The organism is Corynebacterium sp. HFH0082, assembly GCF_000411235.1.
GTDB classification, from domain to species: Bacteria; Actinomycetota; Actinomycetes; order Mycobacteriales; family Mycobacteriaceae; genus Corynebacterium; species Corynebacterium jeikeium_D.
Genome location: NZ_KE150404.1, coordinates 183919 through 208499, shown reverse-complemented (window position 1 = coordinate 208499; position 24581 = coordinate 183919). Strand labels below are relative to the sequence as shown.

General features: G+C 59.5%; 23 protein-coding genes. 6 read left to right on the top strand and 17 right to left on the bottom strand.

From position 1 onward, the window contains the following. Positions 1 to 217: 217 nt before the first annotated feature. From HMPREF1206_RS00910 to HMPREF1206_RS00895, 4 genes are all read right to left on the bottom strand, one after another. Positions 218 to 1069, bottom strand: coding sequence for a L,D-transpeptidase (locus HMPREF1206_RS00910; RefSeq protein WP_016421524.1), 852 nt, complete (start codon positions 1067 to 1069; stop codon positions 218 to 220). A gap of 113 nt (positions 1070 to 1182) precedes the next feature. Then, a complete protein-coding gene (locus HMPREF1206_RS00905; RefSeq protein WP_016421523.1) occupies positions 1183 to 3639 on the bottom strand; it encodes a serine/threonine protein kinase in 2457 nt (818 codons plus the stop codon). Then, positions 3636 to 4715, bottom strand: coding sequence for a glutamate ABC transporter substrate-binding protein (locus HMPREF1206_RS00900; RefSeq protein ID WP_016421522.1), 1080 nt, complete (start codon positions 4713 to 4715; stop codon positions 3636 to 3638). Before HMPREF1206_RS00900 ends, HMPREF1206_RS00905 begins: the two co-directional genes overlap by 4 nt. After that, positions 4712 to 6370 (bottom strand): hypothetical protein, encoded by a 1659-nt coding sequence (locus tag HMPREF1206_RS00895; RefSeq protein WP_016421521.1) that lies wholly within the window; start codon positions 6368 to 6370, stop codon positions 4712 to 4714. The genes HMPREF1206_RS00900 and HMPREF1206_RS00895 overlap by 4 nt, the downstream gene beginning before the upstream one ends. 135 nt (positions 6371 to 6505) lie before the next feature. Here HMPREF1206_RS00895 and HMPREF1206_RS00890 point away from each other — a divergent pair, with 135 nt between their 5' ends. Continuing rightward, positions 6506 to 7009 carry an NUDIX hydrolase gene (locus HMPREF1206_RS00890; protein ID WP_016421520.1) on the top strand — a complete coding sequence of 168 codons (504 nt, stop codon included), beginning with the start codon at positions 6506 to 6508 and terminating at the stop codon, positions 7007 to 7009. A gap of 116 nt (positions 7010 to 7125) precedes the next feature. Here the strand turns inward: HMPREF1206_RS00890 and HMPREF1206_RS00885 are convergent, their stop codons facing one another. From HMPREF1206_RS00885 to HMPREF1206_RS00875, 3 genes are all read right to left on the bottom strand, one after another. Next, positions 7126 to 7443, bottom strand: a complete 318-nt coding sequence (locus HMPREF1206_RS00885) for a hypothetical protein (RefSeq protein WP_172620224.1) — start codon at positions 7441 to 7443, stop codon at positions 7126 to 7128. 42 nt (positions 7444 to 7485) lie between these two features. Next, entirely contained in the window at positions 7486 to 8049 is a 564-nt protein-coding gene (locus HMPREF1206_RS00880) for a MarR family winged helix-turn-helix transcriptional regulator (RefSeq protein WP_016421518.1), read from the bottom strand. A 242-nt stretch (positions 8050 to 8291) separates the two neighbouring features. Then, entirely contained in the window at positions 8292 to 9089 is a 798-nt protein-coding gene (locus HMPREF1206_RS00875) for an exodeoxyribonuclease III (protein WP_016421517.1), read from the bottom strand. 134 nt (positions 9090 to 9223) lie between these two features. On the opposite strand from HMPREF1206_RS00875, the gene HMPREF1206_RS00870 reads away from it, so the two are divergent. After that, a complete protein-coding gene (locus HMPREF1206_RS00870; RefSeq protein ID WP_222867636.1) occupies positions 9224 to 10051 on the top strand; it encodes an RDD family protein in 828 nt (275 codons plus the stop codon). Positions 10052 to 10098: 47 nt separating this feature from the next. Here the strand turns inward: HMPREF1206_RS00870 and HMPREF1206_RS00865 are convergent, their stop codons facing one another. Further along, complete coding sequence (locus HMPREF1206_RS00865) at positions 10099 to 11217, bottom strand: GNAT family N-acetyltransferase (RefSeq protein ID WP_016421515.1); 1119 nt, start codon at positions 11215 to 11217, stop codon at positions 10099 to 10101. Positions 11218 to 11220: 3 nt separating this feature from the next. Beyond that, positions 11221 to 11802: a peptide deformylase gene (locus tag HMPREF1206_RS00860; RefSeq protein ID WP_016421514.1), complete on the bottom strand. Its 582-nt coding sequence runs from the start codon at positions 11800 to 11802 to the stop codon at positions 11221 to 11223. Between the two features lie 201 nt (positions 11803 to 12003). Here HMPREF1206_RS00860 and HMPREF1206_RS00855 point away from each other — a divergent pair, with 201 nt between their 5' ends. The 4 genes from HMPREF1206_RS00855 to HMPREF1206_RS00840 all read left to right on the top strand — a co-directional run bounded on the left by HMPREF1206_RS00855 (position 12004) and on the right by HMPREF1206_RS00840 (position 15337). Beyond that, on the top strand, positions 12004 to 12351 hold the full coding sequence (locus tag HMPREF1206_RS00855) for a DUF3263 domain-containing protein (protein WP_016421513.1): 348 nt from the start codon (positions 12004 to 12006) through the stop codon (positions 12349 to 12351). Positions 12352 to 12402: 51 nt separating this feature from the next. Next, complete coding sequence (locus HMPREF1206_RS00850) at positions 12403 to 13317, top strand: LytR C-terminal domain-containing protein (protein WP_016421512.1); 915 nt, start codon at positions 12403 to 12405, stop codon at positions 13315 to 13317. Between the two features lie 221 nt (positions 13318 to 13538). Next, the gene (locus HMPREF1206_RS00845) at positions 13539 to 14096 is read left to right on the top strand and encodes a hypothetical protein (RefSeq protein WP_016421511.1); all 558 of its coding nucleotides are present in this window, start codon (positions 13539 to 13541) and stop codon (positions 14094 to 14096) included. A 17-nt stretch (positions 14097 to 14113) separates the two neighbouring features. Then, positions 14114 to 15337 (top strand): glutamate--cysteine ligase, encoded by a 1224-nt coding sequence (locus tag HMPREF1206_RS00840; RefSeq protein ID WP_016421510.1) that lies wholly within the window; start codon positions 14114 to 14116, stop codon positions 15335 to 15337. Between the two features lie 122 nt (positions 15338 to 15459). Here HMPREF1206_RS00840 and HMPREF1206_RS00835 read toward each other — a convergent pair whose 3' ends face one another. From HMPREF1206_RS00835 to HMPREF1206_RS00800, 8 genes are all read right to left on the bottom strand, one after another. Beyond that, a complete protein-coding gene (locus tag HMPREF1206_RS00835) occupies positions 15460 to 15810 on the bottom strand; it encodes a monovalent cation/H(+) antiporter subunit G (protein ID WP_016421509.1) in 351 nt (116 codons plus the stop codon). After that, positions 15807 to 16217 (bottom strand): monovalent cation/H+ antiporter complex subunit F, encoded by a 411-nt coding sequence (locus tag HMPREF1206_RS00830; protein WP_016421508.1) that lies wholly within the window; start codon positions 16215 to 16217, stop codon positions 15807 to 15809. The genes HMPREF1206_RS00835 and HMPREF1206_RS00830 overlap by 4 nt, the downstream gene beginning before the upstream one ends. Further along, entirely contained in the window at positions 16198 to 16851 is a 654-nt protein-coding gene (locus tag HMPREF1206_RS00825; RefSeq protein WP_016421507.1) for a Na+/H+ antiporter subunit E, read from the bottom strand. The genes HMPREF1206_RS00830 and HMPREF1206_RS00825 overlap by 20 nt, the downstream gene beginning before the upstream one ends. Continuing rightward, positions 16851 to 18554 (bottom strand): Na+/H+ antiporter subunit D, encoded by a 1704-nt coding sequence (locus HMPREF1206_RS00820; protein ID WP_016421506.1) that lies wholly within the window; start codon positions 18552 to 18554, stop codon positions 16851 to 16853. The genes HMPREF1206_RS00825 and HMPREF1206_RS00820 overlap by 1 nt, the downstream gene beginning before the upstream one ends. Next, positions 18544 to 19059, bottom strand: coding sequence for a Na(+)/H(+) antiporter subunit C (locus tag HMPREF1206_RS00815; protein ID WP_016421505.1), 516 nt, complete (start codon positions 19057 to 19059; stop codon positions 18544 to 18546). Before HMPREF1206_RS00815 ends, HMPREF1206_RS00820 begins: the two co-directional genes overlap by 11 nt. Beyond that, positions 19056 to 22178 (bottom strand): Na+/H+ antiporter subunit A, encoded by a 3123-nt coding sequence (locus HMPREF1206_RS00810; protein WP_016421504.1) that lies wholly within the window; start codon positions 22176 to 22178, stop codon positions 19056 to 19058. Before HMPREF1206_RS00810 ends, HMPREF1206_RS00815 begins: the two co-directional genes overlap by 4 nt. Positions 22179 to 22397: 219 nt before the next feature. Next, positions 22398 to 22952: a hypothetical protein gene (locus HMPREF1206_RS00805; RefSeq protein ID WP_016421503.1), complete on the bottom strand. Its 555-nt coding sequence runs from the start codon at positions 22950 to 22952 to the stop codon at positions 22398 to 22400. A gap of 237 nt (positions 22953 to 23189) precedes the next feature. Next, positions 23190 to 24575, bottom strand: a complete 1386-nt coding sequence (locus HMPREF1206_RS00800; RefSeq protein WP_016421502.1) for a dipeptidase — start codon at positions 24573 to 24575, stop codon at positions 23190 to 23192. Between the last annotated feature and the right edge of the window lie 6 nt (positions 24576 to 24581).

The following is a 24581-nucleotide window of genomic DNA, read 5'->3' as shown; positions in this document are numbered from 1 at the left end:
GGCAGGGGCTCCTGTAACCCTCCGTAATCGACGGCTGCTAGATGCCCCATCTGTTGAATCGGCAGCTGTAACTCAACAAAAATGAGCTCGCTCCCACTGCCTTCCAAACTGGAAGAATCTAGTGGGGCGAGCTCATTTTTCACCGCCGGGGCGACTGCGCCTATGCCTCAACAGGCTCAGTCACCCGGTCATCGTTTCAACGCATCAGCGCAGCTAACTACCAGATGTAGACGCCGTCGCCGACCTGCAGGGTATCGAAGTACTTCACAGCATCATCGTGGTTCAGGTGGATGCAGCCGTGGGACATCTGATTAACAGAGCCCTCGTGGAAAGCTTCGCCGTCGTTGGTGAAGTACACCGAGAACGGCATCGGACCGTTGTAAGGACGGGACCACTCATCGCGGACCTTGCGGGTAACGCTCAGGTGGCCGCGGGTGGTTTCGTAACCCGGCATACCGGAGGACATTGGCACCGGACCGTAGGTGATGTTGCCATTTTCCTGCAGCCAGGTCTTCTGGTTAGCCAGGTCAACGCATGCGCGGGCGCTCGGCGGGCACGGGTTGTTTGGCTCTGGGCGTGGTTCAGGGCGTGGCTTCTGCTCTGGCTGTGGAGCAGGGGCAGGCGCCGGCTCAGGCTGCGACGGCTCGTCCTGGCCCCCCAGCAAACCGAAAATCTCGTTGACGACGCGGGTGGCTTCGGCCTTCTGTGCAGCTGGCAACGGCAGGCTGTCGATGGCGTTCAGCAGCTGAGTTTTGACCTTGTCCGCCACCTGCTTGTTGTTTTCAGCGAACTTGAAGTTTTCATTAATCAGAGCGACGACCGAATCCGGCAGCTTCACCGAAGAGGAATCCAGTACCTCAGAGAGCTCAGGGGCAAGGTCGCCCGAATTCAGAGTCGAGATCTCCGGCAGCTTGAGGTCCCGAACACTCTGGCTAAGCGACTGCAGGTCTGGAGAAACCGGCAGGGCAACGGCAGTGCCGGCCCCAATACCAAAGGCGGTGGTGAGGGCTGCAGCGCTGATAATTACGCGCTTAGCGCTGCGGAGAGAGGATTTCGAAGAGGCAAACATAGAGGATATCTTAAACCACGAAAGGCAATTCTCTCTTTATTCACCAATTCTGGGGTGGCGCTCAGGCCCACAACAGCATGTTTGACCAGGTTCGGTAAGGAGCTGTTAGAGAGCTAACGCCAAGTCCGTGGCCGAATGAGATTTGCGATATCCACCAAGTTGTAGCGGTGTCGCGGAAACTGCGAAGAGCGTGCCAGCATCCGTAAGTCTTTTTCCAATCCTTCACGCAGGCCGGCCACGGTAAAGGGCGCATCGAAAAGACCATTGGAGCTAGCTGCATGGTCGAGGTTCGAGCTGCGCAACCAGTTCAGCGCGGACGCCATCACGGCGATGCGCAGCTGTGGCATGCGCGGTTCATTCGTCGGCAGCTCCACCAGACGACGCGCAGCACGGCGAATTCTCGATTCAGTTAACTCGGAGGGCATCCCTGAGGTGAGCATCAGAATCGTCGTCAAACGTGCCATGCGATGGTGACGGGAGTTACCGGGTACGCGGTCAAGCTGGGAGATAGCCATTTCGTGTTGGCGCTCAGAGGCCAGCTGACGAGCTAGCCCGAAGGCGGAGGATACCGTCGTCGGGTTGGCCGCCCACACGACGGCGTAGAGACGCAGGGTGTTGAAACGAATCGTCTGAGGCGACAGGGACTCGCTGGCCCAGGCGGGGGAGAAGATCTCGGGCGTATCGGCAGCGACATTATCCAGCGCGCTGCTCAAGTTCGCGGCGGCGCGGGCGACAGCGGGCTCGAGGAGAGATGCGTTGGCGATGCCCAAGCGCTGTTGAATCAACTCGAGAGTCGCTGCCAGCGCCAACTTCGGGGCGGGCTCGCCGGGCAGCATCGTCAGCACGTGGTGGAACGAGGCGAGGGCATCGTTGAATTGGTCGAGAAGCAAATAAGTCACGCCCTCGTACCAGTGGTAACGCCAATCGCGCTGCAAACGTTCAGAGACATCGCGGAGGCTGTCGCGGGCCTCATCAATTAATCCGAGGTCCAGTTTCGCACGCACGATGCCCAGTGGAATTTCCACGGAAGAGCCATACTCGGGTTCGGACAGCGCATTGGTCAGTGTTTCGATAAGTTCGTTGGGCTCTGTAAACGACGAGGCACTCAAGATGCGCGCACCCGGATCTGTCGGGTTAATCAGTGGTACAGGCAGCGCGAAGGTCACTTCTTGCGGAGTGATTTCCACGCCGCGGGTGATGCCGTCGACAAGCTGATCGGTGCGGAACACCAGGTGCTTGGTGCCGTACGTGGAACGCTGCGGCGAGAAATTCGACACCGCCTGCGGGAATTGCACGCCGTCGCGCACCGCCAGAATCTCGCGCAATACGCCGATGAGCTGCACACTCATCTCTTCGGCAGAACCGAAGCGAGCCTCCGGGTTCTCGTGGCAAGCGCGTAGTAGGAAGCGGTAGAGCGAGTAAAAACGGCGGAATAGAGGCTCTTCGACAGGTGAGGGTAGCCCCGGGTCGTAGACGCCGTTGGTCGCCGGCAACTTCAGAATCAGGGAGGCCAGCGTGCGGCCGACTGTGTAGATATCGCTGGCAATCGTCGGTCCCGTCGTGGCAATCTCCGGCGCCTGGAAACCGGGCGTGCCGTAGATATGGCCGTAGGCGCCGATGCCGGTGACCGCGCCAACGTCGATAAGCGTGACGTGGTCTTCGCTGAGCAGCACGTTGTCCGGCTTCAAATCGTTGTAGACAACGCCGCGCGAGTGCAGGTAATCCAGCGCGGGGAGCAGCTCCAGGATGTAGCCAATCGCTAGGTCACAGGGCATGACGCCGTCTGGGTAGCTCCGTCGCTGCTTGCGTAACGACGGGCCGCCGACGTACTCCATCACAATGAAGCCGGTGGCGCTGTTGGCGTCCGTCTCATCGATGAAGTTGATGATCTTCACAATTCCCGGATGCGAGATTTCCGCGAGGAACTCGCGTTCCGCCTGGACTACGGCGAAATCCTTCTCGTTTTTCGCTGCCATCATGCCCTTGAGCACGACCCAACGATCCGAGACATTGTGGTCAATCGCCAGATAGATCCAGCCGAGACCACCGTGGGCAATCGGTCCCACAATCTCGTACTGATCCGCCACGATATCGCCGGCTTTCAGGCTCGGCGCTGGCTTATTCGTCGCTCGAATCTTCTCATCACTCATTACTGCATCGCGCGGATCCTGCGTTGTGATGTACGGCAGGTGTACCATGCCGTCGGCGACAGTGCGTCCGCGGTGTGCATTCGATCGCCTCCGGCGGAAGTCCTCCAACGCTTTCCGGTGCGAGGCCATCGACGGATCTGGCGTCTGGGTGCCGGGTTGGGTCGTCGCGCTTGACGACGAGCCCCCGCGCCCCAACAATTCGGCGATATCGAACTCTTCGTCATCGTCATCATCGTCCGCAAAAGGGTCGAAGGCGACAGCGGCAGTGCCGGGCTCTTGTTCGTCGTCTTCATCGGCGAATGGGTCGAAGGCGACGGCCTGAGTGGCAGCTGCCTCTGCCTCTGCGTGAGCATCCTCCTGGGGCTCCGGCGTGTACTGGGGATGCTGGGCTTGCTCGGAGTACTGGTTTTCGTCGCTCATCGGTTTTCCACCTCGCCTTCTGGAGCAGCTTCCGGTGTGGGGGAGATTCCAAGTATGTCTTCGTCGTCGCCGTACTGTGGCGATGGCTGTGTACCGCTTGGCAGGAAGGGGCCGAACCAAGTGTCGTAGAGGGACTGCCAGGTGCCGTCGCTCGCCATACGCTCCAGGGTCGCGTTGATTTGGCGAACTAGGCCTGGGTTCCCCTTGGATACACCGGCCGCGTAGCTTTCCTCGTTCAAGCCCCGCTGGACAATGGCGGTGGCCGGATCTTGGTCGTTGATACCAGCGAGAATGGTGTCATCGGCAACGACAATCTCTGCCTGGCTGTTTTGAAGTGAAATGAGGCAATCCGACCAGTTACCGACCAACAGCAGCGTATTGTTCGGCGAGAGCCGTCGAATCAAATCCTCGGTAGTGGATCCCCGGGAAACGCAGATGCGACCGTCCTCGACGTCCTCGGGGGAAGCATCGCCACCCGGCGAAGAGACTAGAACTCCAGCTCGTGCTGTCAAATACGGTGCGGAGAACAGCACCCTTTCGCGCCGGGCATCGGTGACCGTCATAGTGCGCAAAACGACATCGACAGTGCCGTCTTCGAGTGCGGCAGTGCGTTCGTTGCTGTCGACGAACCGAAACTCGACAGCATCGGGATTGTCAAAGATGTCCCGGGCAATCTCTTGTGCCAGGGATACTTCAAACCCCGAGAGCTCTCCGCTGCTGAAGTCGCGGAAGCTGAGCAGGTTCAATGATTGGTCAACACCAACGATGATGCGGCCGCGCTGGTAAATCTCCGGGATTCGCTCTTCCGGTGTTTGGTCATCGGGGGCGAGTGTGGACAGATCTGGGGTGTTGGCTTCTGCCGCAGGCTTCCTCGAGGAGGCTTTGTCGTAGAACGCGCCCGGTGGCAGGGGGAAGTCACCGGTGGCCTCCAGGATTGTGCGCGAGTAGGGATCGTCGGCAAGCGAATCGGTCGCGCAGGCACTGACGGTGAGCCCGGCGATGGCGAGTGCACCAAGGACGGCCCTGCGCCGCCAACCGGCGAGACTGTGGAGCGACGGGGAGAACGAAACAATCATAGGTACTCCAGAAGCCGGTGTCGGAAGCCGAAAACAACCAGAACTGCCGCGATGACGGTCAGCGTAACCGTGGCGAGGGACAGTGCCGCGATAGCGCGACGGGATTGGTCGAGGTTCTCACGGGCGGTCAGGCGGGACTCGGCGATGGAATTCTGTAGCGACTCATCGACCTGGTTGAACGCAGTCGCCGACGAGCTGGCATTATCCACATCGGTCGCGATGCGAACCGCACCGGCGTAGTCGCCTGAACTCAAGTGCTCCATCATCAGGTTGTGGCCGGACTCCCAGCTGTAGATACCGTGGATGGCGGCTCTGACATCGTCGTCCGGCGCGTTGGCGTCCACTCTTTCCAGCTCGCCGACCAGGGTGCGCACCGACTGCGAGAAGGACTCCGCATCCGCGGGCTGACGGCGCACTAAGCCGAGGGTTTCGCTGGCGCGTAGCTGCTGGGCATCAATGCGTACTTGGGTTAGGGCATGAACGTCCGGGCGCTGCTCTCCGAAGAGGGAGTTAGACTGCCACGGCTGAGTGGTGGCGATTCCCACACCGACAAGTGCGATGGCCATCAGCATGGTTGCACCAAACAGGCCGACGTTGAATAGTCGACCGGTGCGGCGAGTCAGCCACCACTGTGTGATTAGCAGCATCAAAATTGCCGCTGCCAGGCCTGACATCGGGAAAAGAGGTGGTTTCGATAGTTCGCGCTGCTCCTCATTAGTGGTGGTACTGGTGCGTTCGTAGAGCGATTTTGCAGCTGGCAGAATCTGGACCTGCATCAAGTTTGAGGCAGAGGCGAGGTACGCGACACTGACGGGGTTGCCCTGGCGCGCATTCGCGCGAGCTGTCTCGACCATGCCGGTGTAGACCGGCAACAGTCGCTGTACAGTCGCGACATCCTTCATCTCTGGATCATCGACGTTTTCAATGCCTGTAGCTGCGCGGGTAGCGGACATGGATGCTTGTGCGATGACATCGTCGAAGTTGCTGACCAAGTCCTGGCTGCTGTTGAGCGTGCCGCGGGAAAAAGCGGTGTTGGCCGACGCATCGGCAATCGTCAGCGAGGCATAGAGATTCTGCGAGGCATTGGCCATCGGCTCGCTCAGCTGCGAAATGCGGGTGAGCTGCTGCTGGCGTTGCGAGGTTGTTTGCCACATGGATAGGCCGGCGGCCAGGATTGCGACGATGAGGATGAGGGCGACTATGGTCAATCGGCCCGGCGACGTTATCAAAAATGACGCTGACCGGCGCACATACGTGGCCGACGGGCCGAGCTTGTCGTAGAGGCGCTCACCGAGAAAACGTGTCAATCTCCGGTTGCGCGGGCCAATCTCCAGGGCATCCACGCGCAAGTCTGTATCGCGCGGAGAGTCTGCTAGGGCTGTTGGGGTTGTGGCCGTTGCTGGGGCATTAGCCGAGGACTCTGTAGTTTCCAGAGCAGTTGATGGTGCCGCACTCTCGGTAGCCGGGGTGGTGTCGGGAGTATCTTTCGATTCTTTTGCCGCCTGAGCCGCAGTGTGTATGTCTAAGCTTTCGCCACCGGGAGTGGTGCGACCGCTGAAACGAGTTCGGCGTGGAGCACGATTCTTGCGGTGGAATGGGTTTCGGTTTTTGTCGTGGGCACGGGAATGAGGCGCACTTGAAGTGGTTTCACCCATGTGCACGTGTCCTTCCGACGTGACCGAAGTCGCCTGCGACGATCTCTCCGCTCAGAGCAACGTTAGTTCCTTGCAAATCTTAGTCGCTCGGGCTTGTGACGGAAAACACAAGGGTATCTGGCGTAGGGTGGAGACATGCTTCAGGATGGAAATGGTTGGGCAGCCGGCCCCAACGGTACGCGCTGCTGGGGACGCTTCGGAGCTGCAGGGCTGCTGATTGTGAGCCCTCAGCGCACGGTGCTTATGCAGTATCGAGCTGACTGGACATCGTTCCCCCTAACGTGGGGTGTTCCTGGTGGGGCTTGTGATTCTCATGAGACTCCTGAGGCGACCGCGCTGCGTGAAACGGCTGAGGAAACTGGGCTGCTGGAGCATCAGCTTCGCATCCTCGACACGCAGGTCACCACCGGGCCCTTCCCGGCCGATCCGGACCGCCCCGAGCTCGCCGGCGGCTGGAAGTACCACACGGTCTACGCACTAGCTGCCGAAGAGCTGGAGACGAATCCGAACGAAGAGTCTCTAGAGCTGCGCTGGATTCCGCTTGACGACGTCGACAGCCTCAATCTGCTGCCGCCTTTCGTGGAATCGTGGCCCCGGGTGCGCGCGCACCTCGAGAAATTGTTGGAGGCCCTTGGCTAGGTGGCTAAGGTCTGAGGTTAACACCGACCATTGAGGCTGCACGCTGAGATTTGGCACACCAAAGCCGCTCCCCGGCGCGACTTTTAAGTCGGGAGAGCGGCTTGTCTACTTGTTGCTTACTTGGAGTCGGCAACTGCTGCTGCGCCAGCAGCCAGCGCGGTGACGGTCAGGACGGACGGCCATGCGCCAATCTTCTTAGCCAGCGGGTGTGAGAGGCCGAAAGCGCCGAGGTAGGCGGCCACCAGACCAGTGGCTCCCAGGGCGCCGGTCTTTGCGTTCCAGGTGCGTGCTGCATATGCGCCGGCGGCGCCCAAGATGACGCCACCGAGCGGGCGAATGCCTGTTTCGCGAGCGGTGAGCCAGCCGCCGATGAGGCCGGTGGCCACCAATGGAGCGGTCTTTACGTCTTTTGCCTTCTTCAAAGTAATAGCCATGAGCATCATCGTACCTAGTAAGAAGGGTTTAGCGGCGCGCTTTTAGAACGGCTCCTGGCGGCGCTGGTGCTCCTCAACATAGCTTTCCGAGTGCTCCGCCAGCTTCAGCAGCGAAGGCAGTGCCTTAATTAGCGCACGCACGTCCTTTTGCGACATTGTCCGCACAATTTCGTACACCAGCGCACCCCAGTGGTCGATAAGCTGCTCCAGCAGGGTTTCGCCATCGCTGGAGACATAGAGGTTCTGCGCACGGCGATCCTTTGCATTGTTCTCGCGTTCAATCAGCCCGTTGTCGAGTAGGCGGCGGACTGTTGCCGAAACGTTGGACGGGCGCAGGAAACGCAGGCGTGCAATGTCGGATACGCCGCAGCCCGGGTGGGTCGAAATAAAGTGCAGTACTTCCATTTCCGACTGGGAAATGTCCATCCTGGCATTCGGGCGCTCACCGAGGCGGCGAGTCGACGCAAGGAAGTCATACAGGCCGATGGAAATCTTCTGCACGCTTTCGCGCAGGGATTCATCGGACTCAGTTGAGTCATCCGCGGTGGGGAAGCCGCTCGCTGGCTCCGGGGTAGTGGTGCGCTGAGGGGAGCGTGCAGAAGTCATGATCTTCCTTCCCGACGTAATGAATTGATGTTCTGAATAAACACCTTATATCGTCGAAATAACTTTCTGTGGTGAAAATTTGTAGATTGAACAAAAAGTTAGACTCATAAGTGTTGTGCGGGTGCTTTATCGCCCATTTCTGCCCCTGATTTTAGGGGCTGGCAGCAAAGACTCCGCTTTACGACGGCCCCAGCGACACCCCCTAGTAGGAACTAGGCCTACGCGCTTTTCCGCCCGTTTATCTACACTTCGTAATCCACAATCACCGGAGCATGGTCGGATGCGCCTTTGCCCTGACGCTCTTCGATGTCGATGAATCCGGCGGACGCCTTTGCCGCGAGGTCGGGGGAGGCGAGCTGGAAGTCGATGCGCATGCCCTCATCCTTGAAAAAGCGGCCAGCCTTGTAATCCCAGTAGGTCCACTGGTTTGGAGTGAATTGGCGAGTTACTTCCTTCATACCCGCCTGCTCCAGCGCATAGAAAGCTGCGCGTTCAGGTGGTGTGACATGTGTTTTCCCCGCGAAGGCTGCCATTGACCAGACATCGCCGTCGGTCGGGGCGATGTTGAAGTCGCCGCCCATCATGAAGGTGGCCTCCGGGTCGTCGTCAAGCGTGGCGATGATGTGCTGACGGAGCCGCTCCAAAAATTCGAGCTTGTACTCGAAGTGCGGGTCGGTGATGTCGCGGCCGTTCGGGATGTAGAGGCTGTTGATGCGCACGCCACCGCAGGTAGCAGCGATATGGCGGGCCTCCAATGCGGGAGTTGCGTCGGGGTCCTTGTTGAAACCGGGCTGACCGGGGAACCCTGCCTGGATGTCCTCAAGGCCGACGCGGGAGATGATGGCAACGCCATTCCACTGATTCAGGCCGTGGTGGGCGACTTGGTATCCCAGCTCTTCAAAAGCAGCGGTGGGAAATTGGTCGTCCCTGCACTTGGTTTCCTGGACGGCCAGGACATCAATGTCATTCCGGCGCAGCATTTCCACCATTCGGTCGAGGCGGGTTCGAGCCGAATTGACGTTCCAGACACAGATTCGCATATCAACGATTGTAAAAGGGGATTGTAAAAGGGGAACGAAACGGCGGCCTCATGCGTTGAATAAAGCAGTGACAAAATAGGCGGACAAAAGCGGACTAGGTGGGCGGAAGCCCGGTAGGAAAGGGAGTTTCGAGGTTGGCTAACTGGGACGATCGCCGTTACGGCGGCGAGTACAGTCCGGCGGATTACCTGAGTAGTAGCGGCAGGAATGCTTATCGGGAGCACGACGCATATGCGGCGTACGGTGCGGCAATGCCGTATCAGGAAGTGCCATATCCGGTAGCAAACATTCCGGTCGGCTATGAAAGCGGGTACCCCGCTAGCTACGGGGTGTCTTCCTTCGGTGAGCTCAGCACTAACCCCAAAGTTGCACCGCTGACCGCTCAAATGGCAGTACACCTGGGCTTCGACCCCAATCTGGCCAATGCCCCTGTGGTGCGTCGTGGTGGTGCGCTGCTGGTGGATTCTGTCATCTACACTGCGTTGATTGCCTCTATTGCAGTTCTCGCTAGCATCGCGGGGACATCCGACAGCGGCGTAATGGTGATGCTGATCAGCCTCTTCCTCGGTCCCGGTGGTTTTTACCTCTACCGCGTGGCGGGAGACTCCATCTTCGACGGTTCTCCGGGTAAGCACGCCATGGGCATGAAAATTGAAGGTGCACACGGGATGCCAGTTTCAGCCCGCGATGGTTTTGTGCGCAATGCCTGGATTCTGCCGTCGATGATTCCGGTCGCCGGTTGGTTTGTCTCTGCGGGCCTGGCTGGCTGGATTGCGATGGCTGCCTCACGCGATCCGCTGGGGAGAGGTCGTCATGAACTCTCGGTTCGCACTCGAGTGGTGGAAAAGCCGGAGACGCGCGAGCGGCAGCGCGGACAGCGCCGCATGGACAATCGCATGGGCAGCAAAGAGCAGCAGGGCAACCAGCTGAAGCGGACTAAACGGGTTAAGCGCGGGAAGTAGGGCGATTAGGGCGAGCAGGGCAGGGCCGAAACGTAAGCCCCCGGCCCCTAAGCCCCTGTCAACTCCGCATATCGGTGCCGGTGGTGCTCGGTAAAACCGAGCGTCCGGTACAGCGCAATGCCAGCCTCATTCGAGCCCAATACCTGCAGATATGCAGAATCTGCCCCGTGCTGCGCACCCCAGTGCATCATCTGAATTCCCAGTAGGGTGCCTAGCCCTCGGCGGCGCATATCGGCTGCGACTTCCACGGCAGAGAATCCGAGCCACACGCGGCCGTCCTCCGATTCGGTCAGCGTGCCGCGTGTAATAGCTACTGTGCGCATACCCTCAGACGCACTGTCATCAGGGACTTGGAGCCGGCCGAAACACATGCGGCCATCAATTTCATTGCGCAGGAACTGCAGCGCATGCTCGGGCAGCGTAGTGCCGCGGAAGTGGTAGAGCTCCAGCCAATCGTCGTCAGGCTGATCAGCGATGTCCACCTGCACGTCTGCCAGCTCGGCGCTGTTCGTTTCAGTTGCCAATTCAACGGGCGGCAAGTCCCCATCGAGGGAGCGCGTCATAACCACAATGTCCGGCCCGACCGTCCACTCTGACCCAGCGACCAGTGCCTGTGCAGGCTTGGCGATCCGATCCGGAACCGCAATCCGCACCGGCAAATCGTGGGAATCGTAAAACGACTTAATCTTCTCCAGCGGCACCGGCTGAGTGCTGGCTCCGGGCTCGAGCGGCAGCGCGGAGTTGGAACGCTCTGTAATACCATCGCCCGCACGCAGCAGCCAGCCCGACTCCACCACGTGCGCGATACCCGGGAAGGCCTTCGCTGTCGCAGTTTCCACGGCGCGAATGTCCGAATTGCGCACCGGATGATCCGGCAGGGCCTTCACAATCAAAATGTGCTTATCGCTAAAGTCCACCGCTGCCACGGACTCGTCGGCACGCACGCCAGCACGAACCTGTGGACGCACGACGAACGGATCCATGCTGAGCACATGCCCAATGACGTCCGTAGTCTTCTTGCCGCTGGCCAGCGCCTCTTCATCGGTTAGCGCGCGCCGCACAATGACACGACGTCCCACCGCTACCTCACCGACACCCCAACGGGAAATCGGTAGCTTCTGGGCTGCATTTTCGCTTGCCGACGACTCCAATTGCCTATCCGTCACGATTTAATCCTCGTGGCCGAACGGATCCGGATCCACGCCCGGCATCCAGGTCAGGCCGCCCTCGGTCCAACCGGCGCGCTTGATTTCCTTCTTGGCCATGCGCTTCCAACGGCCCGTGAGGCAGTCGGTGTAGAGGAACCCATCCAGGTGGCCGACTTCGTGCTGCATGCAGCGGGCGAAGAAACCGGTGGCCTCGATGCGGACCTCTTCGCCGTTTTCATCCAGGCCGGTGACAACAGCCTTCTCCGCACGGTTGGTGGGGAAGGACAGGCCGGGCACAGAGAGGCAACCTTCGTCATCGGAGCCGTCGTCGTTAGGCATAGTCTTCGGGATTTCACTGGTGGTCAGCACCGGATTGATGACGCAGCCGCGGTGCCAGACATCGTCGTCATCGGGGCAGTTGTAGACGAACAGACGCTTGCCGACACCCACCTGGTTGGCAGCCAGCCCCACACCGTGGGCGCGGTCCATGGTTTCGTACATGTCCTCGATGAGCTCACGCAGCTCGGAGATGTCCTCGGTCACCGGCTGGGTAGGAGTGTGGAGAACGGGGTCTCCGGCAATCACAATGGGACGGATAGTCATGTCGCTGATTCTACTCGGCGTCCATCTTTTCTAAATCGCCTGGTGATGTCAGGGGTCTTGGAGACGTTGGGCGATGTCGGAAGTGGTATGTAGGGCTGGGTGGCTGAGCCTTACTATGTATCTTCACTAAGTATCTGCATAAGCAGTGTCGTGCAGAATAGAAAATCAGGGCGACTGAGAAGGAAAGCGGGGTGCAGAAAAATGGTGAGCAAGAAGCCCATAGGCGGCAGCCACGAACCTGAGACTGAGTTGCGGCCTGACTCATCCGAGCATCCCGGACTCGCGGGCGATACCGGCGGCATTGAGCCCATTTTGGCGCAGAAAATGCTGGATTTTGAGAAGGAATGGCTGAAAGTTGCCCGCCGTGGGCCGCGTATGGCCGGTGCGCGGCAGGAGGCAATTCGGCGTCGCTTTGCCGAGGACTTCGGCAACAACACAATCCGTTACCACCAGGTACTTTCGCGACTTCTCGATTCTCCGGCAGCCGAAGCGGCCGAACCCGTGTTGGTTCATCGGCTGCGCGCCGTGCGGGACAACCAAGACGCATAAGGTTCAAGTTTCACTTCACGGTTCGGCGGCAGAACATATAGGATGTGGGATGTGTCTGACCAACTAAACCCTCAGAATTCGCCGCGTCCGGGCCGTCATCGACTCGATGACGACTTCGACGACTTCGATGAGTACAGCGATTACGCGGAGGCTCCCGCCGCTGGCGGCGCCCATGCGTACTCCGAGCCGTCGGATGCTCAACACACAGCGCTCAGATCTGCGGCTCCGGCCGCTGGCGCAGCTGCTGCTGGTGCCACCGCCGCCTCTACCGGTGCCAGCGCTGGGACTGCTAGCAATTCCGCAGCTGCTGATGGTGTTGATGACGGCGACATCGGCGACGGTGCCGGTGATGGCCGCTACATGCGCGTTCTCGCTATCGTGCTGCTCGCTATCGGCGTGTGCCTGGTCGCCTACGGTGCCTATGCACTCAGCACACGTGGCGACGATGCCGAGAACACCGGCCAGAATGACACCTCGGCATCCGCTCCGGTTGACTCTGGTGCGCCTGCTGACTCGGCCAACGGCAGTGATCCGGCAAAGGATGGTGCTGCTGGAGATGGTGACGGCGAGGTTCCGCCGCCGCCACCGGCAAATGAGCCAGGCAAACCGGTTCCTCCCGCTGAGAATCCGCCGGCACAGGATGAGGCCAACGAAGCGCCCCAGATTGACCGCAAGACTGTCAAGGTCAGTGTCCTGAATAACTCTGAGGTCGTGGGCCTCGCCGATGACCTGTCCAAGCAGATGGGCGAGCAGGGCTGGGGCGCCGGCGAGACCGGCAATGCTCCTGAAGAGAAGATGGGTGTGTGGGAGAAGACCACCGTCTACTTCGACCCGAGGAACGAAGAGGAAAAGGCCGCCGCTGAGCAGATCGCGCATGACAACGGTTGGGAAGCCGCACCTCGCGATGACCGCCTCCGGGACGCTCCGGCGGGAATCGTCGTGGTCGCCACTGACCCGGCTCACTAGACTCCCGGCCCACCAGGCTTTGGTCTCTCACTAAGGTTTGCGGCCTAAGCGTCAAAACCTGCCGCCGTGGTGCGAAGCCCCATAGCTTTCCAAGTCCCGCGTAAGCCACACATTTCATGGCCTACGCGGGGCTTTTGCATATTTTGCAGTCTCAAACAGATCACGGCTGAAAAAGGGGTACTAGTATTCTGCTAGTAGCCAGTGAGGTCTGTGAGGTTTTTATGTTCGCCGTAAAGCGTCGTCGTGTTGCTGTCGCCACCGCGTTGGGTTGTGCTGCAACACTGTTGGTGTCCTGCTCGGGGGTTGAATCCAGCAGCGACAAGGACGGGAACGCAGGCGCGTCGACAAGCACTGCGCCAGTGAGCGTAGATCCGGCTGCACCGAAGCTGACCGAGCGAGTCAGCGCCTATAACTTCATCCGAACAAACGACGACGGATCAATGAAAATGCTGGCAACTGTACAGGTCATGAGCGCCAAGGGATGGATGGGCCTTTCCGACGAAAAAGGTCAGTTCACTACCTTGGATAAGGGCAAGTACACAGTGCAGGCGCGTGGTGCATCTGGCTGCCGTGGCATCGGCAGCCCCGCAACCGAAGGGTTGGGTGTCATCGGCGAAGTGCACGTCGATGACAAACGGAATGCAGATGTCTGGAACGTTCCGTCCAAGGTGGATGAAGACAGTTTCACCACAGTTGCGCTTGTCGATTCCAACGGTGACCTTGCCTCGTGCGCAAAAACCGTCACCTGGACGGAGCCAACTGAGGAAAACGACTCCTAGTGTGAAAAAATAGCGGTATGACTGAGCAGTTTTCCGGATCGGCGCAGCCATCTCTGGGAGTGGAATGGGAAGTGGCGTTCGTTGACCGACGAACGCGCGACACCGCTCCCGCTGCCGCCGAGGTGCTCGACATCATCGATGCGGAGCATCCCGGACATGGGCTCCAGCGCGAGTTCCTCGCCAACACAGTGGAGCTCGTCACCGGTGTGCACATGAACGTGCCCGATGCCGTAGCGGAGCTCCAAAGCCAGCTGGACATGGTTCTCGATGCCGCTGACCGCGTTGGGGTGGATGTGTGGTCATCGGGCTCGCATCCGTTCGCCCGCGGTACTGCTCAGCAGGTCAGCGCCAAGGGGCACTACTCCGAAATTATCAACCGCACTCAGTGGTGGGGGAACCAGATGATTATCTGGGGAGTCCACGTCCACGTAGGCATTAAAGACTCCGAACGCGTTTGGCCGATCATTCAGGCTCTGGCAACGAAGCTGCCGCACATGTTGGCGCTGTCTGCCTCCTCACCGGCCTGGAACGGCGAGGATATGGGTTACGCTTCCAACCGAAGCCTGCTCTACCAGCAGCTTCCCACCGCGGGTCAGCCGCCGGCGATTTACACGTGGCCCGAGTGGGAGTCCTACATGCACGACCAGTCCCGCTCCGGCGTCATCAACCACACCGGCTCGATGCACTTGGACATCCGCCCGGCATCAAAGTACGGCACCATTGAGATTCGTGTCGCCGACGCCACCTCTAACCTGCAGGAACTCGCCGCTATCGTGGCATTGACGCACTGCCTGACGGTTTACTACGACCGCATGTGGGAGGCTGGCGAGGAACTACCGTCACTGCAGTCCTGGCACATCGCCGAAAACAAGTGGCGCGCCGCCCGCTACGGCATGGACGCGCTGGTCATCGTCAATCGCGATACCGACGAGCGGTGGGTTCGCGACGAACTCCGTGAACTTGTGGTTCAACTCGCCCCGCTTGCCGACGAACTGGGTTGCCGAGCCGAACTGGAATTCGTCAACAACATCGTGGAAATGGGCGCGGCATACGAGCGGCAGCGCACTGTGGCGGATGCGGCCGGGGCGCTGCCGTCCATGGCTACCGAGGACGACGTACGGGCGAACGAAGAGCGCATTGGCCACACCCCGTGGCGTGCCGCCGTGGATCTTGCGGTGCAGGAACTGCGCGCCGGGCATCCGATAGCGCCTGCAGATTTCCACGAGCAAGTAGACGACTAGCCGTCGTTAAGCGGTGTGTTCCTAGACAAAAATAGTGACTAGGCTTATAGCACTTTTGAGGTGCATAAACCTAGTCACTTTGTCATAAACCCAGTCAGTAACTTAAGGCCATTGTCCTCTCGTTATTCTCGGCTGTCATCGCGGGCCAGGCTGTCCTCGTCGACGAGCCTCTCCTTGAACGCCTCGTGGCCAACGCGGTTACTAACAATCGGCGATGTTCCCAGAGCAAACAGGATAATCAGGGTCAATAGAGCCAAGTCACTGCTAGTAGTTGTGTGAGCTGACGCGTGCGTGGCGACGTGTACAAGCGAGCCCGACAGCGTCAAAATTAGCCCCAGTGTTTGTGGCTTGGAGGATGCGTGCATCCGACTGATGGTGTCGCGGAAGCGTATCAATCCCACGGACGCTGCAACGCACAGTAGCATTCCGGTGAGAATGAGTGTGATGGCGATAATGTCTGCCACGAGAATCATTTGGACTCTCCCTTCGCTGTTTTTGGAGCCGTTGTCGGTGTTGCCTTAGGCGCCGCTTTCTGTGCGGTTTTCTTTGTGGCGACCTTTCCGGCTGCTTTCGTCGCACCCTTCCGGGAGCTCTTTGCGGGCTGCTTTCCGTCATCCGGAACACGGAACTTGGCGACCGCCAGCGAAGACAGGAAACCGAGCAGCGCAATGATGAGCATTGGATAGACCACCGAAGTGTCCAAGCTCCAGGCCATGAACGCAGCGAGCATGCCCTGCAACATTGCAGTCATGGACTCCAGCGCCACCAGGCGGTCCAGTGAGTTTGGTCCTGCGATCATGTGCCCGAGGGTAATCATCACCGCAATGAAATAGCCTGCAGCAGCTACGCCGAGCAGAATGTTAAAAACTTCCGGGTTCATCGGCTGCTCCTTTCTCCCCTTTTTCGCTGCTCGTTTCGCCTTGCTCGCCGCTTTTCGCACTGCTCGGCTGCTCTTCGCCAGAGCCTGGCTTAGTCGGTTGCTCATGTACATCGCGGTTCTCAAACGCGCGAATCACCCGTCGCTCGATTCGGGTCAACTGGTTGATTTGTTCAGCTACCTTGCCTGTCGACGAAGCGTCGAGAAGATGCATGGTCAGCGTCTTTTTTCGCTTATCGATGTCCACGATGATGCCGCCCGGCTGCAGATTAATTAGTGCCATTGCAGTCGTGAGCGAAATATCGTCATTGGTCCGCATGGGGACCTTGATAATGGCAGTCGGTGGCGGATCAGCTCGTCGGATGGCCAGCCAGGCGACACTGATAGAGGCCTTCACGAAGTCGATTGTCCAAGAACCGAACAGTCGCACCATGCCACCGAAGTTGATATCCAGCGCGCTGTTTGGCGGGATAGGCATGGCGAGGTTCAGCAACGTGGCTACAAGGATTCCCGAGAGCACATTGGCAAATGTCACCTCGCCCCACAGCATGACCCAAATAATCACTGTGAATAAGAAGAGCAGGATTGAAATACGTGGTGGTCGCTTTGCAGCCACCTTGGCGCGCGCTTTACTCATCAGCTTTCACCTGCTCCTTCCAGCGTGCTGGTGGGACGTTCGGTCGCTGAATCCGACTTCCATGGGCTCTTGGTGCGGCCTGGGTTTTCCAGCTGCTCCAGGCCCTTGTCATCGGCCGAGTCGATACCGAGGACCGCTGCGCGGTACTCATCAACATTCGCGACGTTGCTTGCCGCTTCGGTAGCCACATTGGACAGTGGCCCGGCCAGAACGGTAACCCCCACAGAGGCAATCACCAGCAGGGCCGTCGGCATCACCATGCCGAGTGGCATCTTGCCGACGTCGTCACGCTCTGCGATAGCAACCATCTGAGTCCTTTCCCGGAGCGCGGCTGGCTGCGCAAGCACGGTGTCGCCCTCGGGGGCATCGGAACGGTCACGCCAGAAGGCCTTCGACCAGACGAGAATCATGGTGTAGAGGGTCAGCAGGCTGGTGATAATCGAACCCGCAACCAGAATCCACGCGGTGGCGGAGCCGTCTTGGGCACCCGCCTCAATCAGCATGACCTTGCCCAGGAAGCCCGAGAACGGTGGGATACCACCGAGGTTGAGCGCGGGCACAAGGTATAGCAGCGCCAGCAGCGGCGAGGATTTGGCCAGGCCACCCAGGCTGCGCAGGGAGGACGAGCCCGCCTGGCGTTCGATAAGCCCGACCACCAGGAACAACGCCGTCTGCACCAGAATGTGGTGGACAATGTAGAAGATTGCGCCGCCGAGCCCCAGCGTATTGCCGACGGCAATACCGAAGATCATGTATCCGATGTGGGACACCAGCGTAAATGACAAGAGACGTTTGATGTCATTTTGGGCCATGGCGCCGAGAATGCCCATGAGCATTGTCGCTAGGCCGGCCCACATCAGGACGTCGTCAAGCCTGCCGTCGGGGAAGACGACACTGCGCGTGCGGATGATCGCGTAGACACCCACCTTCGTCAGCAGACCCGCGAAGACTGCGGTGACCATGGACGGTGCGGTGGGGTAGGAGTCTGGCAACCATGCCGACAGCGGGAACACCGCCGCCTTCACCGCGAAGGCAACGAGCAACACTGCGAAGATTGCGGTGCGGGTGCCATCGGGGATGTCCTCCATACGCAGAGAAATATGCGCGAAGTTCACCGTGCCGACCGCTTGATAAACCAGGCCAATCGCCAGCAGGAACACCATCGAGGACAGCATGTTGACCATCACATACGACACGCCTGCGCGAGTGCGTGACGACGAGGCCCCCAGCGTGAGCAGCACGTAGGAGGCTACGAGCAGAACCTCGAAACCGACATACATGTTGAACAGGTCGCCAGCCAGGAAGGCCATCGAGACACCCATGTTGAGCAACATGTACGTCGGAACGAAGACGGAGATCGGCTCATCTTCGTCACCATCGCTAATACCCTGGCCGATGCCGAACCACATCACGGCAAAGAGGACCAGCTGAGAGACGGTAATCATCAGCACGGCGAGGTTGTCGGCCACGAGCGTGATGCCGATTGGTGCGTCCCAGCCGCCCACCTGGACCGTGTGGATGCCGTGCGCGTAGATGAGATACACCAGTGCGCTGGCGACTCCCAGCAGGCTGCCGAGTGAAAACAGCGCGATCGCCTGCTGTGCTTTGGGAAAACGTGCCAGCAGCAGAGCAATTGCGGCGGTGGCGGCGGGGACGATGATAGGAAGCGGGATTAGCGCCAGGATTAATTGCTCAGTCGTCATCGTCGTCACCTCCTGGGGTGTTGGATGGTGGGGTAACAGGCTTTTCGAAACAGACCGGACCGAAGTTATCTCCGGCCTCTGTGGGACGACCGGTGGTGGGGTCGTCGGACTTGTCGTGATCCGGAGCAGCCGACGGGTCGCTGGCGCGACGCAGTGCCAGACTGCGGTCTTCGTGGTCATCCTGCACGTGATCGCCGATGTGGTAGCGGTGCTGGCGATAGAGCAGGGCCAGCAGGAAGGCGGTCATGCCCATAGAGATAACAATCGCGGTGAGGATGAAGGCCTGAGGCAGCGAGTCGGCCTGGGCATCGCTGACTAGCGATTCTCTATCCCAGATCGGTGGTTGCCCCGGTGCACCAGAGCCAAGCAGGATGAGCAGGTTGATACCGTTGCCCATCAGCAACAGCCCCATGAGCATCCTGGTCAACGAACGATCGAGGAACAGGTACACCCCTGTGGCGATCAGCGTGCCGACAGTAGCTAGCAGAACAAAATTGAGAATCACTGGTGAGTGTCCTTTCCTTCGGTCCTAGCTGGGGCTGTCGGTTCTGAGGCCTCCGAGGTGGCTGTGTTGGCAGTGCCTGCGGGTTTAGTGCCGGCAGGTTTAACGCCTGCGGACTTAACACCTGCGGGCTTAGCCGCCGCCAACTTGCTACGCAGCTGGCGGGACTGGCCGAGTGCGGCTCGATTCACACGACGTGAACGATCACGCTCAGCGCGAAGGTTTATCTGAGCATCGATGCCGCCGCCCAAACTGCGCAGGATGTAGACAATCGTGCCAACGACAATCATGTACACACCCAGGTCAAAGAGCATAGGGGAGACAACGGTGACGTCGCCGAGCAGCGGAATTTCCCGCGAGCCGTACCAGGAAGTCAGCGGAGCCCAACCCACGAACAGTGGCCATACGGCGCTAAGAGCCGACACCAGCAGACCGCCGCCGAGAAGTACCTCGGTAGGAATTGGCAGAGTTGCTGCCAGTTCACGATGCCCACCGATGAGATAACGCATGGTCAGTGCCAGCGCAGCCACGAGGCCACCTGCGAAGCCACCACCGACATCGTTGTGGCCGGCGAAGAAGAGGTAGATGGAAACCACCATCATGGCGGGGAAGAGCGCGCGCGATGCCACCAGAACCATGATTGGGTAGCGCAACCGCTCGGCTTCACCGGACTCATCGATGGTGTTCAACCAGCGGGTGTTGCGGCGAGCACGATTCCGCTGTGGCTTAATCTTTGAGCGCATGTGCATCGTGTGCGTGCGGAATACCAGCGAGGTAATCCCCAGCGCCACCATCACCAGCACGGTGATTTCACCGAAGGTATCCCAGGCGCGGATATCGACAAGAAGTACGTTGACCGCATTCTGGCCGTGCCCAATATCGTGAGCTAGCGGCGGAATGTCGCCGGAGATTGGCTCAGTACGACGGGAGCCCATAGCGTAGGCGGCCAACACTGGGACAGTGACACCGACTGCGATGGCCAGCCATGCACGGTGTCGTATCCACCTCGGATTTGATGCCGGTGCCCGCGGCGAGAGCGTGCGCAGCACCAACACGAAAACAATCATTGAGACCGTCTCAACCAGCAGCTGCGTCAGAGCCAAATCAGGTGCACCGTACATGGCGAAGATAATGGCCAAGCCGTAGCCGGTCACACCTACCAGGATGACACCGGAGAGCCTGTTTTTCTGTTGGGTGGCGGCCAGAGCCGCGATGATTATAATCAACGCGACCGCGCCCTGCGGTGCAGAGTCCCACAGTTCCATCCGGAGCTCATCACGCTCACCGAGCAACAAGGCACCGATGGACAGCACGATGAGGGTCAGCAAAATGACCGCCTCATTCAACGGAAGGGAACCACGCTGGGTCGCAGCAGTGGCACGGAGAGAAAGACGGCGGGCCAAGTCCAGGATGCCGTCGTAAAGCGCATCGGCACTACCGAGAGCCGGCTGTTCAAACTGTAGCTGACGCACCAGTTTGCGCTGCCAGTGCATGATGCCACCTGTGATCAGAATTGTGGCTGTCAGCGCCAGAGGAAGGGTGAAACCGTGCCAGAGAGCCAGGTGCGATTCTGCTTCCGCATTCGGGTAGGCATTGGTGAGGTAGGGCGAGATAATCGAGTCGAGGACGCGGGGAACCAGGCCGAAAACCAAACCTGCCAGCGCCAACAGCCAAGCCGGGCCAATCTGATCCCACGTCGGGGAATCCATCTCTGCCACGGCAGGGGAAGTGCCACCGCCGCTGGCGTGGGTGCTGGACTTGGTCGCAAACGCGGCGCGCAGCAGGTACAGCGAGTACGCTACGGTCAGAATCGAACCCACGACGAGGCCAATGGTGGTAAACACCGACGGCATCCCATGCAGCGGATCAGCATTGAGCGTGGCCTCCAGCGCAGCTTCCTTGGCGACGAAGCCGAAGAACGGCGGCACACCCATCATCGATGCAGCGGCGAGAATCGAAATCACCAGCAACTGCGGCGACTTTCTACCGAGCCCAGAGAGCTCACGGATATCGCGCGTACCAGTCAGCCTGTCAATTGTGCCCGCCGTCATAAACAGCGTGGCCTTGAACATGGCGTGGCCAAGAGTCAGCGCCAGGGCCGCCAGCATCGTCGCACGCGTGCCTATCGACGCTACCGTGATGATGAATCCCAACTGGCTGACAGTGCCATACGCCATGATCAGCTTGAGATCCTTCTGGCGCAGAGCCATCCAGCCGCCCATAATCATGGTCAAAAGGCCGAGCGGGATGATGATTGGTTGCCACGCGTTGGTGGCATTGAAAGTTGGCGCAAGTCGGGCGACCAGGAACACACCGGCTTTGACCATCGCTGCCGAATGCAGGAAGGAAGAAACCGGGGTAGGGGCGGCCATTGCGCCGGGCAGCCAGAAGTGGAAGGGCGCGATAGCGGATTTAGAAAGTGCGCCGATGACCAGCAGGATTGCGGCGGTGGAGATTGCTGTGGAGTTCAGCTGTGACGTGGTCAGCGCGCCAGGTGCTGTGAGGTCGGAGAAGTTCCAGAACCCAGTGGTCACTCCCATCAGGACGATACCGACCAGCATGATTAGCCCGCCCAGTGTCGTGACCAGGAGTGCCTGGCCTGCTGCGCGACGGGAGGAAGCTCGCTCGGCGTAGTAGCCCACCAGGAGGAAGGAAAGAACCGAGGTAATTTCCCAGAAGACAAACATCAGCATGATGTTGTCGCTGATGACCAGCCCGTACATAGCCGCGGCGAAGGCAACCATTTGTGCTGCGAAGGAGCCTATTCGACGACGTTTTCCGGGCGGCGGATTGACGAAGTATCCGGAGCAATACACCAGTACGAGAAAGCCGATGGTCAAAACCAGTGTGCCGAAGAGCGATTCAATAGGACCTAATCGCAGGTTTACATCCAAGTGGATAATGGGCATCCACGAAAAATGCGTGACGGCGGGTTGCGTGGTGGCGGAAGTTTCCCCGTTTCCATTCGCTAGAGCTAAGCGAACCAGATGGGCGCCGGTGTAGATAGCGCCACCTGCCAGAGGGAGGCTGAGAACGAGGAACCCGCGGGTTCCGAGCCACTTAATCGTCCATGGTGCAATCGCTGCCGTAAGGAACAGGATGCACAGGAGAGAAGTCACCATTCCATAATGAACGGAACACACCGGTTCATGCAACCCCGTTTTAGGGACTTAAGTATTCAAAACGGGGTTAACCGAGTGTGAGAAAACGGGAAATTTTTTCCGGTGTGGTGAAAATTTGGGGGTGAGGATTTGGGCATTTTTTAGGGCTTGGCAATCGACTGCCAAGCCCCAAGATTGGCGCATTTATTACTCGTGCGCTACTCGAATGTCAGCTGCGCATTAGCCATGCAAGCGGTTAGCAGCACAGACCAAAGCGGAGAGCACGGAAGCTTCCGGAGTCTGGCCAAAGCCCATGGTCCACACATGGTCATTGTTGTGACCTGCGTAGACAAAGGTAGCCGTAGCCTCGAAAATCTCGAACTGGTGGAACTCCACGATTTCAACGCGGTAACCTGCATCAGCCAGCAAGTTGGTGCAAGCCGACACCGGCCCCATAGCGGTGATTTCCTGGGTGAAGGTACGGGTACGGCCGTCCTTGTCGGTCAGCGACAAATCAGCGTTGAAGTTCCAGCGGCCCAGGGTGCCACGAGTTGCCTCGAAATTCTTGATTTGAACCGGGCCGTTCGTGGGGGAGTAAATGTCCTTGAACTTCTGCCAGTTCATGCCACGAGCTTCCTGCCTCAAGCCACGAGGCAGGCGATGTCCGAAGCGAGCCCTAAACGGATCGTCGGAATAAGTTCGCACATTTCCGTTGTCCTGGTGCTCCAACGAAGGGCGCTTGCCCGTGAAGGTCGTCGAAGTGGACATGTTCTTCTGGGTGCGAGTGGAAAACATTCTTTTCTGGTCCTTTGCTTAATTGCTTTGCTGTGAGTGGCGGACCAACCAAGTGCTTCGAGAAGTTGCGGCCAGAGACCCCGCGTGGAGGGGTCAGTCCTGTCGGCCTCCACCGGGGTTCGTAGCCTTCGCTACTCGAATAAGAATGTTCTGCTGCATGGGTCGAACCTTACTACAGAAAAAAGATGTGACACAAGTCATTCATCTAATAATCTGGCAGATTTTTTGATGTGCCCGTTAAATTCCGTTGACGGAAGCTAGGAAAACCGCCTCGCCAATAGCGATGTCGCGAATCTCGTTCGGGTCCACCGATTCGTCGGCCGAGTGAATGCGGGCCTGTGGCTCTTCCACACCGTAGAGTGCGATGTCAGCACCTGGTACGGCCTCCAGCAAAGTGGCGCACAGCGGAATCGAGGCTCCCTCGCCCATGCTTGCCGTCTCCTTGCCGTAGGCGGCCGACAGGCTGTCGGCAACCAGCTGCACAACCTTGCCCTCAACATTGGCCCGGAATGGGTTTGCTAGCTCGTCGCGCTCGACCGTCACCTTCACGCCCCACGGAGCATGCGCGCGCAGGTGATTCTCCAGTGCCTCCTGTGCTTCGGCCGGGTCGACGCCGCCTGGGATACGGAAGTTGATGTGCGCCATAGCAGTCGATGAAATTGCGTTGACAGCATTGGTCGCTGGTGGGCAGTCGATTCCGGTCACAATCACAGACGGGCGAGCCCAGGTCAGGTCAGAGACGGAAGCGTCCTCGTTGCTAATTAGGTCCACGCCGTCGAGTACACCTGCGTCGGTGCGGAAAGTCTCTGGCGCGTAGTCCAGCCCCTCCCAGCGCTGCGAGCAGTCCAGGCCGTCAATAGAGGTAAAGCCATTTTCATCGCGCAGGCTGTCGAGCATACGAATCAACGCCGCCAGTGCATCCGGAGCTGCGCCGCCGAACATGCCCGAGTGCACCGGCTGCTCCAGCGCATCGACGCGAACTTCCACATCGGCGGTGCCGCGCAGGGTGGTCACGAGTGTCGGCTGGCCAACCTCGGCATTGCCGACATCCGCAATGAGGATGACGTCGGCGTCGAAAAGCTCCGGCTGCGTGGCGATGAGGTTGTTCAGGCCCGCCGATCCGCGCTCCTCGGAACCTTCCACGATGAGCTTGATGTTTGGCATGTCGACGTGGCCCGCAAGAGCGTCGTCGCGCAGCGCGCGCAGCGCAGCCAGGTGCATGACCACGTTGCCCTTGCAGTCGGCAGTACCGCGTCCGTACCAGCGACCGTCGCGCTCATCGAGCGTCCACGGATCCGCGGTCCAAGCGGATTCGTCGCCCGCCGGCTGGACGTCGTAATGGGAGTAGAGCAGTACGGTCTTCGCGCTTTCCGACGACCCGGGGATGAAACCCGACAGTGCAATCGAACCGTCGATGGTGTGATGCGCCTCTAGCTCGATACCCAGCTCTGCGTACATGTCAGTAACCGCCTGGGCTGCGTCGATGCAGGCCTGCTTGGTTTCTTCGGTGCCGTGTACGGATGGGAAAGCGACCAGCTCGGTCAGCTGAGTGCGGATGGTCTCGCGTTGGCTGGAGATGTGGTCTCGCAGGGTGCCCGTGAGTTCCTTATTAATAATGCTCATGTGCGA

Coding starts and splice junctions, on each gene's coding strand:
- HMPREF1206_RS00910 (WP_016421524.1), bottom strand. CDS start 1,069: ATGTTTGCCTCTTCGAAATCCTCTCTCCGCAGCGCTAAGCGCGTAATT.
- HMPREF1206_RS00905 (WP_016421523.1), bottom strand. CDS start 3,639: ATGAGCGACGAAAACCAGTACTCCGAGCAAGCCCAGCATCCCCAGTAC.
- HMPREF1206_RS00900 (WP_016421522.1), bottom strand. CDS start 4,715: ATGATTGTTTCGTTCTCCCCGTCGCTCCACAGTCTCGCCGGTTGGCGG.
- HMPREF1206_RS00895 (WP_016421521.1), bottom strand. CDS start 6,370: ATGGGTGAAACCACTTCAAGTGCGCCTCATTCCCGTGCCCACGACAAA.
- HMPREF1206_RS00890 (WP_016421520.1), top strand. CDS start 6,506: ATGCTTCAGGATGGAAATGGTTGGGCAGCCGGCCCCAACGGTACGCGC.
- HMPREF1206_RS00885 (WP_172620224.1), bottom strand. CDS start 7,443: ATGGCTATTACTTTGAAGAAGGCAAAAGACGTAAAGACCGCTCCATTG.
- HMPREF1206_RS00880 (WP_016421518.1), bottom strand. CDS start 8,049: ATGACTTCTGCACGCTCCCCTCAGCGCACCACTACCCCGGAGCCAGCG.
- HMPREF1206_RS00875 (WP_016421517.1), bottom strand. CDS start 9,089: ATGCGAATCTGTGTCTGGAACGTCAATTCGGCTCGAACCCGCCTCGAC.
- HMPREF1206_RS00860 (WP_016421514.1), bottom strand. CDS start 11,802: ATGACTATCCGTCCCATTGTGATTGCCGGAGACCCCGTTCTCCACACT.
- HMPREF1206_RS00855 (WP_016421513.1), top strand. CDS start 12,004: ATGGTGAGCAAGAAGCCCATAGGCGGCAGCCACGAACCTGAGACTGAG.
- HMPREF1206_RS00845 (WP_016421511.1), top strand. CDS start 13,539: ATGTTCGCCGTAAAGCGTCGTCGTGTTGCTGTCGCCACCGCGTTGGGT.
- HMPREF1206_RS00840 (WP_016421510.1), top strand. CDS start 14,114: ATGACTGAGCAGTTTTCCGGATCGGCGCAGCCATCTCTGGGAGTGGAA.
- HMPREF1206_RS00835 (WP_016421509.1), bottom strand. CDS start 15,810: ATGATTCTCGTGGCAGACATTATCGCCATCACACTCATTCTCACCGGA.
- HMPREF1206_RS00830 (WP_016421508.1), bottom strand. CDS start 16,217: ATGAACCCGGAAGTTTTTAACATTCTGCTCGGCGTAGCTGCTGCAGGC.
- HMPREF1206_RS00825 (WP_016421507.1), bottom strand. CDS start 16,851: ATGAGTAAAGCGCGCGCCAAGGTGGCTGCAAAGCGACCACCACGTATT.
- HMPREF1206_RS00820 (WP_016421506.1), bottom strand. CDS start 18,554: ATGACGACTGAGCAATTAATCCTGGCGCTAATCCCGCTTCCTATCATC.
- HMPREF1206_RS00810 (WP_016421504.1), bottom strand. CDS start 22,178: ATGGTGACTTCTCTCCTGTGCATCCTGTTCCTTACGGCAGCGATTGCA.
- HMPREF1206_RS00805 (WP_016421503.1), bottom strand. CDS start 22,952: ATGTTTTCCACTCGCACCCAGAAGAACATGTCCACTTCGACGACCTTC.
- HMPREF1206_RS00800 (WP_016421502.1), bottom strand. CDS start 24,575: ATGAGCATTATTAATAAGGAACTCACGGGCACCCTGCGAGACCACATC.